This window comes from Clostridium oryzae (assembly GCF_002029235.1).
GTDB classification, from domain to species: Bacteria; Bacillota; Clostridia; order Clostridiales; family Clostridiaceae; genus Clostridium_AE; species Clostridium_AE oryzae.
In genome coordinates this window covers 69544-83286 of the sequence record NZ_MZGV01000003.1, presented here as the reverse complement: position 1 = coordinate 83286, position 13743 = coordinate 69544, and the positions used below count along the sequence as shown (strand labels likewise).

General features: G+C 33.8%; 13 protein-coding genes. All 13 read right to left on the bottom strand.

Translation table 11 applies throughout. The annotated features are described in order from the left end of the window. Positions 1-94 precede the first annotated feature (94 nt). The 13 genes from CLORY_RS02545 to CLORY_RS02485 all read right to left on the bottom strand — a co-directional run bounded on the left by CLORY_RS02545 (position 95) and on the right by CLORY_RS02485 (position 13625). Positions 95-850 carry a hypothetical protein gene (locus CLORY_RS02545; protein ID WP_079421951.1) on the bottom strand — a complete coding sequence of 252 codons (756 nt, stop codon included), beginning with the start codon at positions 848-850 and terminating at the stop codon, positions 95-97. Then, a complete protein-coding gene (locus CLORY_RS02540) occupies positions 843-3035 on the bottom strand; it encodes a M1 family aminopeptidase (protein ID WP_079421950.1) in 2193 nt (730 codons plus the stop codon). Before CLORY_RS02540 ends, CLORY_RS02545 begins: the two co-directional genes overlap by 8 nt. Further along, positions 3007-3903, bottom strand: coding sequence for an ATP-binding cassette domain-containing protein (locus CLORY_RS02535; RefSeq protein WP_079421949.1), 897 nt, complete (start codon positions 3901-3903; stop codon positions 3007-3009). The genes CLORY_RS02540 and CLORY_RS02535 overlap by 29 nt, the downstream gene beginning before the upstream one ends. A 234-nt stretch (positions 3904-4137) precedes the next feature. Then, entirely contained in the window at positions 4138-4968 is an 831-nt protein-coding gene (locus tag CLORY_RS02530) for an endonuclease VIII (RefSeq protein WP_079421948.1), read from the bottom strand. Positions 4969-5092: 124 nt separating this feature from the next. Continuing rightward, entirely contained in the window at positions 5093-5893 is an 801-nt protein-coding gene (locus CLORY_RS02525; RefSeq protein WP_079421947.1) for a helix-turn-helix domain-containing protein, read from the bottom strand. Between the two features lie 197 nt (positions 5894-6090). Beyond that, the gene (locus CLORY_RS02520) at positions 6091-7080 is read right to left on the bottom strand and encodes an effector binding domain-containing protein (protein WP_079421946.1); all 990 of its coding nucleotides are present in this window, start codon (positions 7078-7080) and stop codon (positions 6091-6093) included. Positions 7081-7194: 114 nt separating this feature from the next. After that, entirely contained in the window at positions 7195-7827 is a 633-nt protein-coding gene (locus tag CLORY_RS02515) for an undecaprenyl diphosphate synthase family protein (protein WP_079421945.1), read from the bottom strand. Between the two features lie 102 nt (positions 7828-7929). Continuing rightward, positions 7930-8109 carry a hypothetical protein gene (locus tag CLORY_RS02510; RefSeq protein ID WP_079421944.1) on the bottom strand — a complete coding sequence of 60 codons (180 nt, stop codon included), beginning with the start codon at positions 8107-8109 and terminating at the stop codon, positions 7930-7932. A 3-nt stretch (positions 8110-8112) separates the two neighbouring features. Beyond that, positions 8113-8805, bottom strand: a complete 693-nt coding sequence (locus CLORY_RS02505) for a hypothetical protein (protein WP_079421943.1) — start codon at positions 8803-8805, stop codon at positions 8113-8115. Further along, on the bottom strand, positions 8798-9523 hold the full coding sequence (locus tag CLORY_RS02500) for an ABC transporter ATP-binding protein (protein ID WP_079421942.1): 726 nt from the start codon (positions 9521-9523) through the stop codon (positions 8798-8800). Before CLORY_RS02500 ends, CLORY_RS02505 begins: the two co-directional genes overlap by 8 nt. 10 nt (positions 9524-9533) lie before the next feature. Further along, positions 9534-10112 (bottom strand): TetR/AcrR family transcriptional regulator, encoded by a 579-nt coding sequence (locus tag CLORY_RS02495; RefSeq protein WP_079421941.1) that lies wholly within the window; start codon positions 10110-10112, stop codon positions 9534-9536. A 197-nt stretch (positions 10113-10309) separates the two neighbouring features. Further along, entirely contained in the window at positions 10310-12940 is a 2631-nt protein-coding gene (locus CLORY_RS02490; RefSeq protein ID WP_079421940.1) for an ABC transporter permease, read from the bottom strand. Then, positions 12927-13625: an ABC transporter ATP-binding protein gene (locus tag CLORY_RS02485; protein ID WP_079421939.1), complete on the bottom strand. Its 699-nt coding sequence runs from the start codon at positions 13623-13625 to the stop codon at positions 12927-12929. The genes CLORY_RS02490 and CLORY_RS02485 overlap by 14 nt, the downstream gene beginning before the upstream one ends. Between the last annotated feature and the right edge of the window lie 118 nt (positions 13626-13743).

The following is a 13743-nucleotide window of genomic DNA, read 5'->3' as shown; positions in this document are numbered from 1 at the left end:
GCTCATATAGTTCAGGCCTCTTTTTTAAAAAATTTAATAATTCCTTATTAATTTCTGACTCTCCTTAATATATATTTTTTTAATGCAGATAAAACTATTTTCTATACAATTGATTTTGTCCCCTTTTTCTATTTGTTAGCCTACATACTATAACAAACAAAACTATACCTATTAAAATCCATATAAATCGAGATATGTAAAATCCCCACGGCAGTGAAAAAATCAGTTCTCCCTTAGTCTTGTCAGATAGTTTCATCGAATAATCTACTATAAAGCCCGTGTTAACTATACCGATATAACCAAACAAATTTAAGCTTGTATTTCCAATTATAAAAATCAGTGCTATCAGTATATATTGAAAAACAGTATTTATTCTTCCGAGAAACATTGAGAGGCCAAGCAAAAATATAGCTGGCGGAATAGTAAATAAAAAAATTGGTTCTACGAATGCTACATAATCATAAAAATGCAAAATCTTCGCATAGAAAATAAAACTTAAAACTATTACTGACATTGTAGTAATAATATATGAAAACATTATTGCTGCGGCTTTAAGCAAATAATATTGCGTAATAGACAATGGTGTTGCTAAGGTTATCGTTCTTACACTGATTTCCTTTTTCGAAAATACATAAGTACAAAAAAACATCATTGAAACCATTGAAAATATTGAAACCTGACATAGAAAATCAGAATAAGACCATTTTGAAAATGGTGCTGTATTTGATACACCAAGGATAGTAGAATATCTAAGCACATAATAAGAAAAGGCTAATGTAAACAAAAGTAATTCAACATATATCTTGGCAAATAAAATCCTTTTAATTTCGTACAAAAGCACCTTAATCAACTGAAATCATCTCCTTTCTTAATCTGCACTCTTTCAAGAAATCATGAAAACTAAGATTCAGTTTGTATTTTCTATATAGTTTGGCTAGTATTTTGTCAAATTTACGTTTGCCAATAAGCTGTTGAGCCTTATAAATTTCTAAAGGAATCTTTTTATACATGCTTGTCATATTATTCGCAGAAATAATTTCCTCAGAATATTCCTGTGGCATTATATTTAAATATTGGGGATGTCTATAATAAAAGCTTCTTTCCATTTTACTATTTTCTTTTCTCCACTGTTCAATCCCTATCTTTTGAGCATATCTTCTACCATGCTCATGCTGTAAAAACCTATAGGTACTATAAACCGTAAGACCTTCAGAAGACCATTCACCACTATACGGGAACAGAACACTATCTCCCCACCATTGGTGACAAATTTCATGTGCTAGAACCTCTTCATTATTCGTCCCTTCATCATTGTCAGATTCTGAAGTTATTGGATTAAACACATCTTCACTACATGTGCTAATATTACTATTGGCAAATCCGCCAAAAAGTGCTGCATGAAGCTCAACTATTTTAAGTGGTTTATTCGTAAAATTCAACTTTCCGAACATACCTGTATAATATTTAATAGCTGCCTTGATCACATGAACTGCTTTTGTTTTTTTCACATTGGCAGTCTGTGCACGATTATAGTAGAATTCAACATTTATTCCACCAGCTCTGATTTTTTTTAGTGCATAATCACCTGCATATAAACCAACTTTCTCTCCTGCACAATGAAAGCTCCATGTATTTGTATGTTCCTTCTCATTTTTAGCTGTTTCCTTTGTTTCATCACCTGTTGTAACTGGCACCAAATCTGATGGCAGTGTCAGCTTTCCAGAAAATTCGTTTTCATCTCTATTAGCATTAATCCTTGGAATCAACTCATCTCCAGCAAGGCAGATATATTCATTGCTTATAGTTGTTGCACTTAAAATATCAGTTGTATGATCTCCTAAAACTTTACCTCCATACTCAAGTTGTATGATACAATGCTTATCAGGCGGCAGCATAAGTTTCAAAAATCTATTATTTTCAATCACTTCACTCTTATCTGAATATGTTGCCTTCTTTCCATTTATCTTTAATACTTTTACTTTATAGCCGGGTTGAATGCAGACAGAAATCTCCTGTTTAGCTTTTATCTTGTTCTGAATATAATATAAAGCTTTTCCTTGTAATTCTGCTGCTTTCGTATTAATAACTATGTTTGCTTTCGTACGCTTAACAATAATTTTATTATTTTGTTTTATTGCTTCATTATATGCATCAGCAACTGTTGACATTTTAACTTTTTTATCATCAATAAATTTTTGAAGAATATTCTTGGGTTCATCAAAATATGGTTCGTAAACATATGTATAAAAGGACATAATGACCAATATTACTGCCAAGCAAGGTAAATATAAATTTTTTAAATTAATTTGTAGCGATCTTAATACATTTTTGTCATATCTCCTAGTACATAAAATTCCAACTATAAAAACTGTCATTGAGATTAAAAACCATACCAGCCTATTCCATAATGCTGTTCTTACAGCCCAAGCATTGCCAAAGCAAACAGAATAAACTCCAATATCAGTCTGTATCCAAGAAGCAAGATACTTATCAATTGTATTATAACTGATGTAAAACAGAACCCCATATAGCAAAAGGCTTAAATCTCTTCTCTTAACAATCATATAAATTCCAGCTGATATCAAAATACTGAAACAAACACCTGGAAGCATAATAACAAAATAACTGAACAAATATAGCGATAGATTGAATAATTTCCCCATAGCATATATAGAATATGGTAAATAAATAATTGATGTAACACTAATCGAGATACCTGCTGCAATAGTAACAGCAAATACTTTGGCTGCATTTAATTTCAACATGCTTACATTCGTTTCTATTATGCAGGTAATATTACATCTGTAATTACGATCTAATTCATGGATTGTAAAGAATGTCCAGATAACTGCACAAATTATAGCTCCTCCTTTTGCAGGTGCCAAAATGATCAAATCAATTTTTGATTTATCGTAAACATCCTTTGAATAAAAGCCCCAGAGAGGTGTCACTATTGTCAATAGAAACATGACATAAGTAGCTGTCGACCTTGCAAATTTTTTATTTTCATTTATTATTAATGCAAACAGATTCATTATGTATTCCCTCCTTTGACATTAAGAATACATATGCATCTTCAAGTGAAGGTTCTACAATTTCGGCATATCCCGGAAGTTCCTTACCGACAATTCTGTATTGCATACCTCTAGTAGTGAAAACTCTAGATGTAACTTTAAATTTTTCAATAACATCTTTCTTATCCTTTTCAACTTCACATACTCCAACATGCCCTTCAGCCATACGAATAAGTTCCTGAGGTTTTCCATCAAACAAAATGCAGCCTCTATTAATCACAATAAGTCTGTTGCATATTGCTTGAACATCCTCAATAATATGAGTCGAAAGAATCACTATCTTGTCCTTTGCACTTTCAGAAAATAAATTACGGAATTTTACACGTTCCTCTGGATCGAGTCCTACTGTAGGCTCATCCAAAATCAAGAGTTCCGGATTTCCAAGCAACGCTTGTGCAATTCCTACCCTCTGACGCTGCCCGCCTGATAAAGTCCGTATCTTTGCATTTTTCTTTTCACTAAGATTTGTAGCATTTATCACCTTACTAATCTCTTCTTTTAAATTTCTACCTATTCCCTTTAAGGAAGCCATATATTCAAGAAATTGTTTTATTGTAAGTTCATCATATAATCCAAAGTCCTGTGAAAGATACCCTAACTTGCTTTTTATATATTTCTCATTGCCTAAAAGTTTCTGTCCATCTACTGATATACTGCCTGAAGTCTGTAAAAGTCTTGCTACCATAAGCTTCATAAGTGTGCTTTTCCCCGCACCGTTGGGTCCTAAAAGGCCAATAAGAGATGGACTTTTTAAGCTTATATTTATATTTTTTAATGCTTCTTGTCCTCCCTTATAAGTCATTTGCAAATCTTTGATTTCAATTTTCATATAAGTTATTCCCCCTTAACCTTCAGGCTTTATTCTAAGACTTATTTTTAAAGAACCTTCTTAGAAATTATGAAGATTTTCGAAAGATTAACGCAAAAATAAAATAGAGTGTTATATCAACAGTTTTAACCGCTAATACAACACTCCATTATTTACTACCTGCTGCATAAATCACACTATCGGATTTTTATCCACAGTCATCTAAAAAATGTCCACAGAAACTGATGCTACTTACTACTTTACTTCCGGCTGACAATTAGGACAATAATATATGTTCCCTCCAAGATAAGCTTTCCTTATAATTGTACTTCCGCATCTAGGGCATGGGTATCTTAACGTCTTATTGGATAATATAGTCTTGTACCCGCCATAATTTCCAAACAAGTCTTTCTCCGTATCTCTTCCACCTTGTTCACACATCTTTAGGAGTGTCTTCTTCAAACTTTTATACATATTTGACTTATCTTCATCTGTTAAACTCTCCAGTTTGCTCTTAGGATTTAACCCAGCAACAAACAATATATCCTGAAGCACACCATTTCCTAAGCCGGGAATACGCTGCTCTGTTGCAAGAAATGCTTTTACACTCAGCGAAGCTTTTGTATTATCTAATAATCTTTCAAAATAGCTCTCATCAAATTCGTCAGCTAGAGGTGATATTTTTTCCTTAGACACTAGATAATATGGATTTTTATTTTCTCCTTCTGAAAATACCGAAAGCACACCATACATCTGAACCGAACATACTATAGCTGACCCATCCTCGAACTCAATATGTAGCTGATGCTTTAATGGCAGTTTATCGCCAGCATTAAAATATCTTACGTTCACTCCATCTGCTAATACTATTCTTGCCTCTTCAGCTTCTATTTCAATCTGTCCCGCAACCGCTTTCGCCTCTCCTATCTTTTTATCTTTTAGTAATTGTGCATAATTCTTAGGATCATCAAAGTAAAACGCAAATTTGTGAGGAGTAGCCGCTGCAGTTACACTTTTGATTATCTTATTCTTTATCGTATCGTTTAACTGCTTTGTTACAGTAAAACTTTCAGGTATTTCTAACATAAAATCACCTCGTTATTTCGAATAATTTACTATTGATTCTATCATATAAAACCTGACAAAGGTATGTCATATTCTTAATTAGTAACAATCTATTTTATTATAAATACTGATTTCACCAAATATATTAATTAAATATAAATGTAAGCCAATCTACTATTGGTTTCCATAGCTTCGGATACTCATGATTTATCAGTTTTATTACCTGCTCAGCCTTTATTGAATTAAAATTGTGATGATTAACTATAATAGTCTTAGCTCCCTTTACTGTATCCCCTATAGCTATGTGTCCATTAGCATAACTTCCTACCGCAATATATTTTGCAATTGAGCACGCTCCTAAAGAAAATGCACCTATAGCCAAAGCTCCTGTGGCTATAATTCCTATAGCTACAGCTCCAATAGCTATAGCTCCAATAGAAATTGCCCCAACTGAAAATAATAAAGCCAATGCCAATGCTCCGAAACTTGCAATTCCAAAAGAAAGAGCACCAAATGCTATACCTCCAAATGCTATAGAACCTAAAGCAAAGAAACCTCTAGCTATGGTTCCGATAGCTATAATGCCTTTAGCTGTGTAAATTCCTCTTCCAATGTTTATGTGAACTAACGGCATATTAAATAATGTTCTTTTGCTCTTGTATTCATAATGCCACCTGTAGCGCCAAGGATAACACTCCTGTTGAAATTCATGGTTCTCTCTTATGGGAACATCTTGTACATGGGCCGGATTATTTCCCTTAAGTATCTCATCTACAGTAACTTTAAAATAATCGCTCAATGCAATTAGTTTGTCCGTATCAGGATAAGATTGTCCAGACTCCCATTTTGAAACAGCCTGCCTAGATACTCCAATCACCTCTGCCAAGTTTTCCTGAGACAATCCATTCTTTTTTCTTAATTTCTGTATATTTTCTGCAAAGCTCATATTCATCACCTCATAAAAATCATAACCCATTCCACACCCTAGTACTACCAAGTTCTGATAGCATTTTGTCAACCATCAGTTGCACATTGCAAACCTAGATAAAAATCAAAATATCCTCACACAAATTGATAATATGTTTATATTAGCATAAAAATAAAACCATTACACTACAAATTAGTATGATGGTTTTATAAACTTTACTTTTTATTTTTCTCTTTCACAGGAATAAGTAAATCCAGTTGCATTGCTTCTGAACCACCTATATCTGCTTTAATATGATTAATATAATTTAGATGCTCCTCCATCGTGCCATACATGCATTCTCCATTATCTTCAATTACATTAAGTTCGTAATCAGAACTACTTCTTACCCATTCCCATAGCCATTCCCACTCATGGAAATTTCCCATCTGAATCATATGAGCTGCATATAAACCGCCTTCGAACTTTTTCTTTTCTAGCGGAGCAGGAACCTCCATGTCATCAGGAATAGTTACCCACGTTTCATAACCGTAAATACTATTCTGATCCACTGGATTAGGATGGTTAAAACCAAAATGCCTTAAATCAGGTTTAATATCACATAACCCGCTTTCCTTAACAAACTTGTCCAACGCTTCACCTGAATTTTTTTCTGGTTCTTCACCAATGTAATGGCTTGCTGCAACTGTTGCTGGCGGAAGATATATTATCCTCACATCCGTTAGCTTGGATAATTTTTCACTTGCTTTACTTAGATCCTTCATCGACTTCTCCTCCTTGAAATTAATCTTTGTCAGAGTCAGAGCATCAATTACCTTAAGTATTGCCTCATCATTCAATAAATCAAACTTCAATTCAATTTCAGTCTCTCGTTCCAAAGTATTTATAAACGTTGCCAATATGGATCTTATAGTAGACAATGCTGTTATTTCATCACTTATATCCTGGAAGTTATTTCTAAATACTTCTAGTGCTTCAGATGCGTTTCTATTTCTCACAATGAGACTGATCTGTTTTAATGGTATCCTCAGCTTTCTAAGTATGATTATCTGTTGAAGACATAAAATTGCTTCACTATCATACACCCTGTAGGCATACTCTTCCGTCTTTTGACTTTTTAAAAGTCCTAGCTGCTCATAATACCGGAGAGTCCTAGTGGAAACCTTAAAGGCTTTTGATACCTGACTTATTGTTTTCAACTCCATAGCTCTTTCCTCCTCATCAATTTCAAGTATAAAGTACGACGCGACGTCAAAGTCAACGGTTCGTGCAGGCTCTATGAATTATATAGATGCGAATATTTTATTAAAAAAAACGAACTATCCTCCTAAGGTTACATCACAATTCTGATACCATCTTAATGCATTAATAAAATGTGCTTGTTTAAAACTTGGCCAGTAGTCATCAATTATATAAAAGTCTGAATATACGGACTGTGCCGGCAAGAATCCACTTAATCGCCTTCGTCCTCCCCATCTTATAATTAGGTCAACTCTAGAAATATCTGCTGATCTCAAGCATTTATTTTGTATTAAATTTTTTAAATCCCATTCCCAATCGTAATTAACAAGAAAATTTATATTTATTAATCCTCTTCCAAAATTCACTCTTCTATTAGCATATTTTTTGAGTTCTACAGGAAATTCAGGCGAGTCTATATTACCAATCACCAATAAATTGGCATCTTTTCCGCTCAATAATTCCACTGCATCAGTACAAGCTTTCGTAAAAGCTTCACGCTGCTCTTTTTCTCTCTTATTATTATCTTTTGTAAACCCATAAAATGTAGCTTCTTTTATACCATATTCAATCATCATTTCATAAAGTTCAAAACCAGGCTTAATGCCGTATTTATATCCATCTTTTTTTTGATATCCCTTTTCCTGTGCCCATCTTCTATTGCCATCAGGTATTATGCCAATGTGTGCAGGTATTCTTTTAAATGACTCCATTTAGCACCGCTCCGTTTTTCAGTTTATAATCAGCAGAATTATTTTACCCAAGATAAAAGGAAAGTAATCATCTTTGTGCTAACAGAAATCCTAAATTTCTTCTCACATAAAAAATCTTAGAGCATTTGCACCTGCAGTAATGAGAGCACATACGCCTGCAAGAGAAACCCATAGACACCATTTACACCTTGTACCACGCCTTTTTGCAATAAAAAATGCAGTACCTCCAATGATTAATAAAAGCACTCCCAAAATCGTACCCAAAATGATTCCAATTTTCATACTTTAAACCTCCATCCTATTAATTTGCTTATTTGTTGAATAAGCAAATGCAAGTCCGATAACGAATACCACAACACTACCCGCAAATACATAAATATTTACACCCAACCCCATTACAACGTTTCCTAAAATAGTAGATAATATGATTGCAGTTACAATTGTTGTAGAAACAGATTTGTTAATAAATCCGATTCTTAGAGAAATAAAGCCAATTGAACTAAGCGTCAAAATAAAAGTGACAATATTGATAATCTGTGAAGAGGCTAGTGCCATAGTAATATTACCGCCCAAGATGGGAAATATGCTCTCTGTCACAAAAAACAAAACATTTGGGATGAGTGTAGATAACAAAAAACCAAATGTAATAAACCCAGCAACCAAAACTATCTTCACAATGAATACTTTTGATCTTGATATAGGATAAGAAAACATCAGCAGCGCTTTTTTACGGCTATAATCCTCTATAATAAATTTGGAATACATCACTACCGAGAATACCGAAAATACAAGAAATGCTATTCCTGTATGCAGCTTTAAAATGTTTTTATAATCCATAAATTCAACAACGTTTTCCGTCTTTGTAATGGTTGCAATCATATACAGGAATCCGGTCATCACTATACCTATAATAGTCAAAGCAATATAGTAAGGCGTTAGTTTGTTTCTTTTCAGTTCTAATCTAATTAGTTCATTCATTTATCCCCACTCCTTTTATCGCCTCAAAGTAATACTCCTCTAAGCCTTTAGAATACTGTTTTTTAATGTCCTTCATTTTTGCCTGCCTTGCTACCGTACCATTTACCAAAATTCCCACTGTATCAGCTACATATTCTACCTCACTTAATGCATGGCTGGAAAGGAGTATGGTTTTATCATATTCCCCCGTCAGCTTTTTAAACAGCTCCCGCATATCACGGATACCTTGTGGATCAAGACCATTGATAGGTTCATCTAAAATTAGAATCTGCGGATTATGTATCATTGCTCTCGCTATTGCAAGGCGTGCCCGCATCCCTAAAGAAAACTTAGATACTGGACGATAATCAACTTTCCCCAGCCCTACCATTGAAAGAGCTTGGTCGATATCTGCCTCAGCGTTCATATATGCAAGGTGAATTTTCAAATTTTCCTGAGCACTTAAATGCTCATAAAACACAGGAGTTTCTATTGATATACCTACATTTCTTAAAACTTCATTGCGATGATTTTCTGTCTCCAATCCCAAAATATGAATGGAACCGGCATCCTTGTGAAGAAAACCTACCATCATTTTAAAAACAGTCGTTTTTCCTGCACCGTTTGAACCTAAAAATCCGTAGATTTCATTTGAGCGAACAGATAAACTGCACTTTTTTATTACTTCTAATGATTGAAAACTTTTTTTAAGATTTTCCACTTTTATTGCATATTCCATAAACTTCCTCCTACTCAAAAATTTTATCAATTAAATTATCTATCATGAAATCAAAAACCTCAAAGTGATCATAAGACAAACGATCTTTTACCGATACAATAGAGAGGAGAGACATCAATATCGAAGCTGCCTTGTTTTTATCAATCAAGAATTTCAAATATGGTTTGCTAAAAAGCAGCTCTCCGCTGTGGCGACTGTTTTTTTCAATTGCACTAAGCTGCTCAGTAGAAAGCTTATTAGCAAGAGCAAGAAAATCCGCGCTCTGCATATCACATATTAAAAGATTCTTATTGTACTCACGATAGCTTGCTTTTAGCGCTTGTGCGAAACCTTGCTTGTTAGGCTGCTTCTCCATAATTTTCTCAACAAGCGTATATATGCGATCCTGCACCATACATAGAGTTTCACTAAACAACGCTTCCTTTGATTCAAAGAACAAGTAAAAAGCACCTTTCGATATTCCGACTTGTGCGCAGATTCCATCTACACTTGTTTTTTTATACCCATATTTAGCCCAGCTTTTTTCACATTCCGCAAGCATCTTTGATCTAATATTTTGTTTTTCCTGTTCTGTAAAACCTCTCGCCATACAATTGCTCACTCCTTACTATATGACTCAAAATACTTTTTTAGTCATATAGATTTTATCATGTTCATTGACACATGTCAATAGACAGGGAGTGTATCTGGTATTTTGAAGAAAGTTGGCCAACGCCACGGTAATACCAAGTCGTTGCCACATTCCAAGAAAAGTTTTTCACCTTTTTTGATCCGGTTCCTTTTATATTAAATAATTTGGTTTTGTATAGTTTCTATAATATTTCCTTTTTTTACACTTCTAGCCGAAAATGCATACGCCAATATAATTGACAACAACATACAACCAATATAAATAAATATCGTCCTACCCGGAAAAACTGCAAGATACTCATTCCATGAAATCAAAGTCAGCTTCAACATGTACCAACAAATCAAAACAATGAAAGGAATACTTACTAGCAACGGAGAAAATGCAAATAAAAGTCCCTCTAGAAACAACATTCTATTCAATCCTCCCGGCGTAAGACCAACTGAACGTAACATTGCATAGTCCCTTTTGTGAATCTGTAAATTATTCGATATGGTAGAATACGCATTAAAAATACCTATTATTCCAAACATTAATGCGATTGCATAAATAGCAACAGATATTGCTTGTTGTCTTATTGCTTCATTTTCCTGTTCTTCTAATAATGTCCATATTGAAAAATCTTGTGAACCAACATACGTATTACAGATCTTATATATTTTATCCTTAACCATTTTTGAGTTATCTTTTCCAACTATAAAATCCATTGTCATTCTGTTTGCCTCAAGTTCTCGTTCTGGATTAAAATTTGATATAATTTTTTTATACTTATTCATTGGGAAAACAAGTGCAACACTGTATCTAGACATACTTAGGGCTCCCGGCTCCTTTTGTGTTACATCTCCAACTATAGCATTAAATTCATAATTTCCATCTGTACCGTCATATACCTTCTCAGACAGACGCAGGGTGCTATCTTTGCGCAAATTTAGCATTGGTAGCTTCTGGATTTCTTTTGCCCCAGGTGCCAAATGATAGGTGCTATCATATAAAATTCCCCTACAATTTTCCTTCTTATAATACTGACTAGCGTTAATACCTATTTGTTTACAATATGAATGGAATGACTCATCGCTTAATCCTACCAGACACACCTCAATCTTATAATTATCTTTGTCCTTTGATACATAGTACTTATTCTTATCAACACTATTAAATCCACCGGCAGCTACGAATTTATCTGACTGCTGTGTTGCAGCCACATTCGTTGTTACCAGAACCTGACGATGTACTACGCTTTTCTTTATTTCAGGAATCGAAAGAATATTCTTCACCATTGTTTGATTGGGGGTATCCATTAGATTTAAATCGAGTGACATATCATATTTCGTTATTTCCCTATTTTTAGACTGCGCAAGTTGATAAATTGTAATAATATTGGCATAGCTTGCAATCAGAATAAAGCATAAAGAAAGTGAAATAATCGCTGTACGCAAACTTTTTTTATTGGCTTGGAATTGTCTGCCCGCCAGCTCGCCTTCTATGTGGAATAATTTTTGTAGTAACTTATGATCTCTCAGCTTCTTTTTACCTGAAGTCATTTGCGAAATTCCTTCTACAGCTGGTATTTTAGCCATTTTTCTGGCTGGAATAGACGCTGAAACCAATACTGTAATAAGCGAAATTGCTAAAGCGATCATAACTACATACCAGGAAAAAGACAAATCCATCTTTTTATAATTGTCTGTGACTGAAAGTATTCTGTTCATATTCGAAAAAATAATTTTTGTAAATAACAGCCCCACCAGGATTCCAATTGGCGATTGTATAAGCCATAATAAAAATCCCTCATATAAAACAGAATTCTTAATTTGAATAGGGGTTGCACCTATGCTTTTTAATATACTCAATTCTTTTATTCTACTGTTTGCAGAAAGAGAAAAAGCATTATAAATAATCAGAATAAAAGTCCCCATAACCAATAGTAATAAAATTGATACGATTGCAATAATAAGTATCATTTGAGCGCTGACTGCATGGTTTTCAGATATACCATATAAGCTTAGCAGTGGAGTATTATATTTTATTCCATACTGTCCTCTGGTATCTTGTTTAAGTCCTGTATTTTTTGCTAACTCCGGTAGAACCTCGTATATTTTTCCAAGGTGAAAAAGACGCATGTAAACTGTTAACTCATCATTCGCTTGTATTTTATTTACGTCTAGATAGCCCATAGTGATATATCCTGGATATGCAGATAAGCTTGAGACATCCAACATTCCTACTATTGTATAAGTTCTGCTTCCAGTTGACAAAAAAGTTTCATCATCATGTTTGTAATCGTTGACATCAACAATTTTATCTCCTACCATTCGTTTTCCAACAGGCAACGATAGTTTATCACCAATATGATAGGCTGGGTTATCAGAAAAGAACTGTTTTGCTATTACGATCTCTCCATCTTTCTCTGGAAGCCGTCCCTTTGTAAGGGTGTTTTTCAAATTCATATCTTTCCAGAAATTTTTATCTCCATCACGTATTAATAAATATGGTAGTTTTGAATTTGTAAGTTTTGCTGTGATCCATGTTCCCTTTACCATAGCGCTTTCAACTTCCGGATGATCGATTACCTTTTGTAATTTATCTCCCTTTATAGAATCAAACAATTCTCCATGCCAGTTTCCTGTCTGGGCAATGGTCATTGCTATTTTAGACTGCCAATACGAATATATAAAGGTGCATAAGGAAAATAATAATGCTGATGCAATTACAATTGCAACCAGAATCGATATGGTATGTCTTTTATTTTTTTTAATTTGCTGTAAGGTATATTCATTAATTATTTTCATGAGTAACCACCTCGTCTGATAAAATCTTTCCATCTACTATCTTTATCATTCTGTTTGCAGATAAAGCAACCTCATTATCATGTGTTATCATCACAATCGTCTGGTTGTATTCTCTATTTGCCTGCTTTAATAGTTCCAATGTTATTTTTGTATTTTCTCGATCTAAATTTCCTGTTGGTTCATCTGCTAAAATAATAGATGGTCGGTAAATTAGAGCACGGCCTATTGCCACACGTTGTTGCTGCCCACCAGAAAGCTGATTTGGTAAATGTTCCAGTCTTTTTTCAAGTCCAAGCAATTTTACAATTTCTTCAAATTCTTTTTCTTTCTCATATATTTTTATTCCATCTAATAACATTGGGAGAAGTATATTCTTTTTTACATCCAATGTAGGTATCAGATTATAAGATTGATAAATTAAGCCGACCTTCTTGCGACGAAAGATTGACATTTCTGTTTCGTTTAGTGCAGAAATATCCGTGTTATCAATCCATATTTTGCCACTAGTTGGTTTATCAACGCCTCCTAACATATGTAAAAGAGTCGATTTACCTGATCCACTTGGGCCTATAATTGAAACAAACTCTCCTGTATTTATTGTAAGGTTGATATGGTCTAATGCTTTTACTTCTGCCTCCGCATTGCCATATATTTTTGAAAGATTCTCTGCTTTTAAAATAATCATATAAATTTCCTCTTTTCTGTACATCTTTGTTCTTCATTTCTCATTCATTGTACAACAACAACCTTGTGCTAACTTTGAATCTACCTTGTTTTTACCTTGATATTTGCATATCTTTATA

Coding starts and splice junctions, on each gene's coding strand:
- CLORY_RS02485 (WP_079421939.1), bottom strand. CDS start 13,625: ATGATTATTTTAAAAGCAGAGAATCTTTCAAAAATATATGGCAATGCG.
- CLORY_RS02530 (WP_079421948.1), bottom strand. CDS start 4,968: ATGTTAGAAATACCTGAAAGTTTTACTGTAACAAAGCAGTTAAACGAT.
- CLORY_RS02520 (WP_079421946.1), bottom strand. CDS start 7,080: ATGGAGTTGAAAACAATAAGTCAGGTATCAAAAGCCTTTAAGGTTTCC.
- CLORY_RS02535 (WP_079421949.1), bottom strand. CDS start 3,903: ATGAAAATTGAAATCAAAGATTTGCAAATGACTTATAAGGGAGGACAA.
- CLORY_RS02510 (WP_079421944.1), bottom strand. CDS start 8,109: ATGAAAATTGGAATCATTTTGGGTACGATTTTGGGAGTGCTTTTATTA.
- CLORY_RS02495 (WP_079421941.1), bottom strand. CDS start 10,112: ATGGCGAGAGGTTTTACAGAACAGGAAAAACAAAATATTAGATCAAAG.
- CLORY_RS02500 (WP_079421942.1), bottom strand. CDS start 9,523: ATGGAATATGCAATAAAAGTGGAAAATCTTAAAAAAAGTTTTCAATCA.
- CLORY_RS02515 (WP_079421945.1), bottom strand. CDS start 7,827: ATGGAGTCATTTAAAAGAATACCTGCACACATTGGCATAATACCTGAT.
- CLORY_RS02525 (WP_079421947.1), bottom strand. CDS start 5,893: ATGAGCTTTGCAGAAAATATACAGAAATTAAGAAAAAAGAATGGATTG.
- CLORY_RS02490 (WP_079421940.1), bottom strand. CDS start 12,940: ATGAAAATAATTAATGAATATACCTTACAGCAAATTAAAAAAAATAAA.
- CLORY_RS02505 (WP_079421943.1), bottom strand. CDS start 8,805: ATGAATGAACTAATTAGATTAGAACTGAAAAGAAACAAACTAACGCCT.
- CLORY_RS02540 (WP_079421950.1), bottom strand. CDS start 3,035: ATGAATCTGTTTGCATTAATAATAAATGAAAATAAAAAATTTGCAAGG.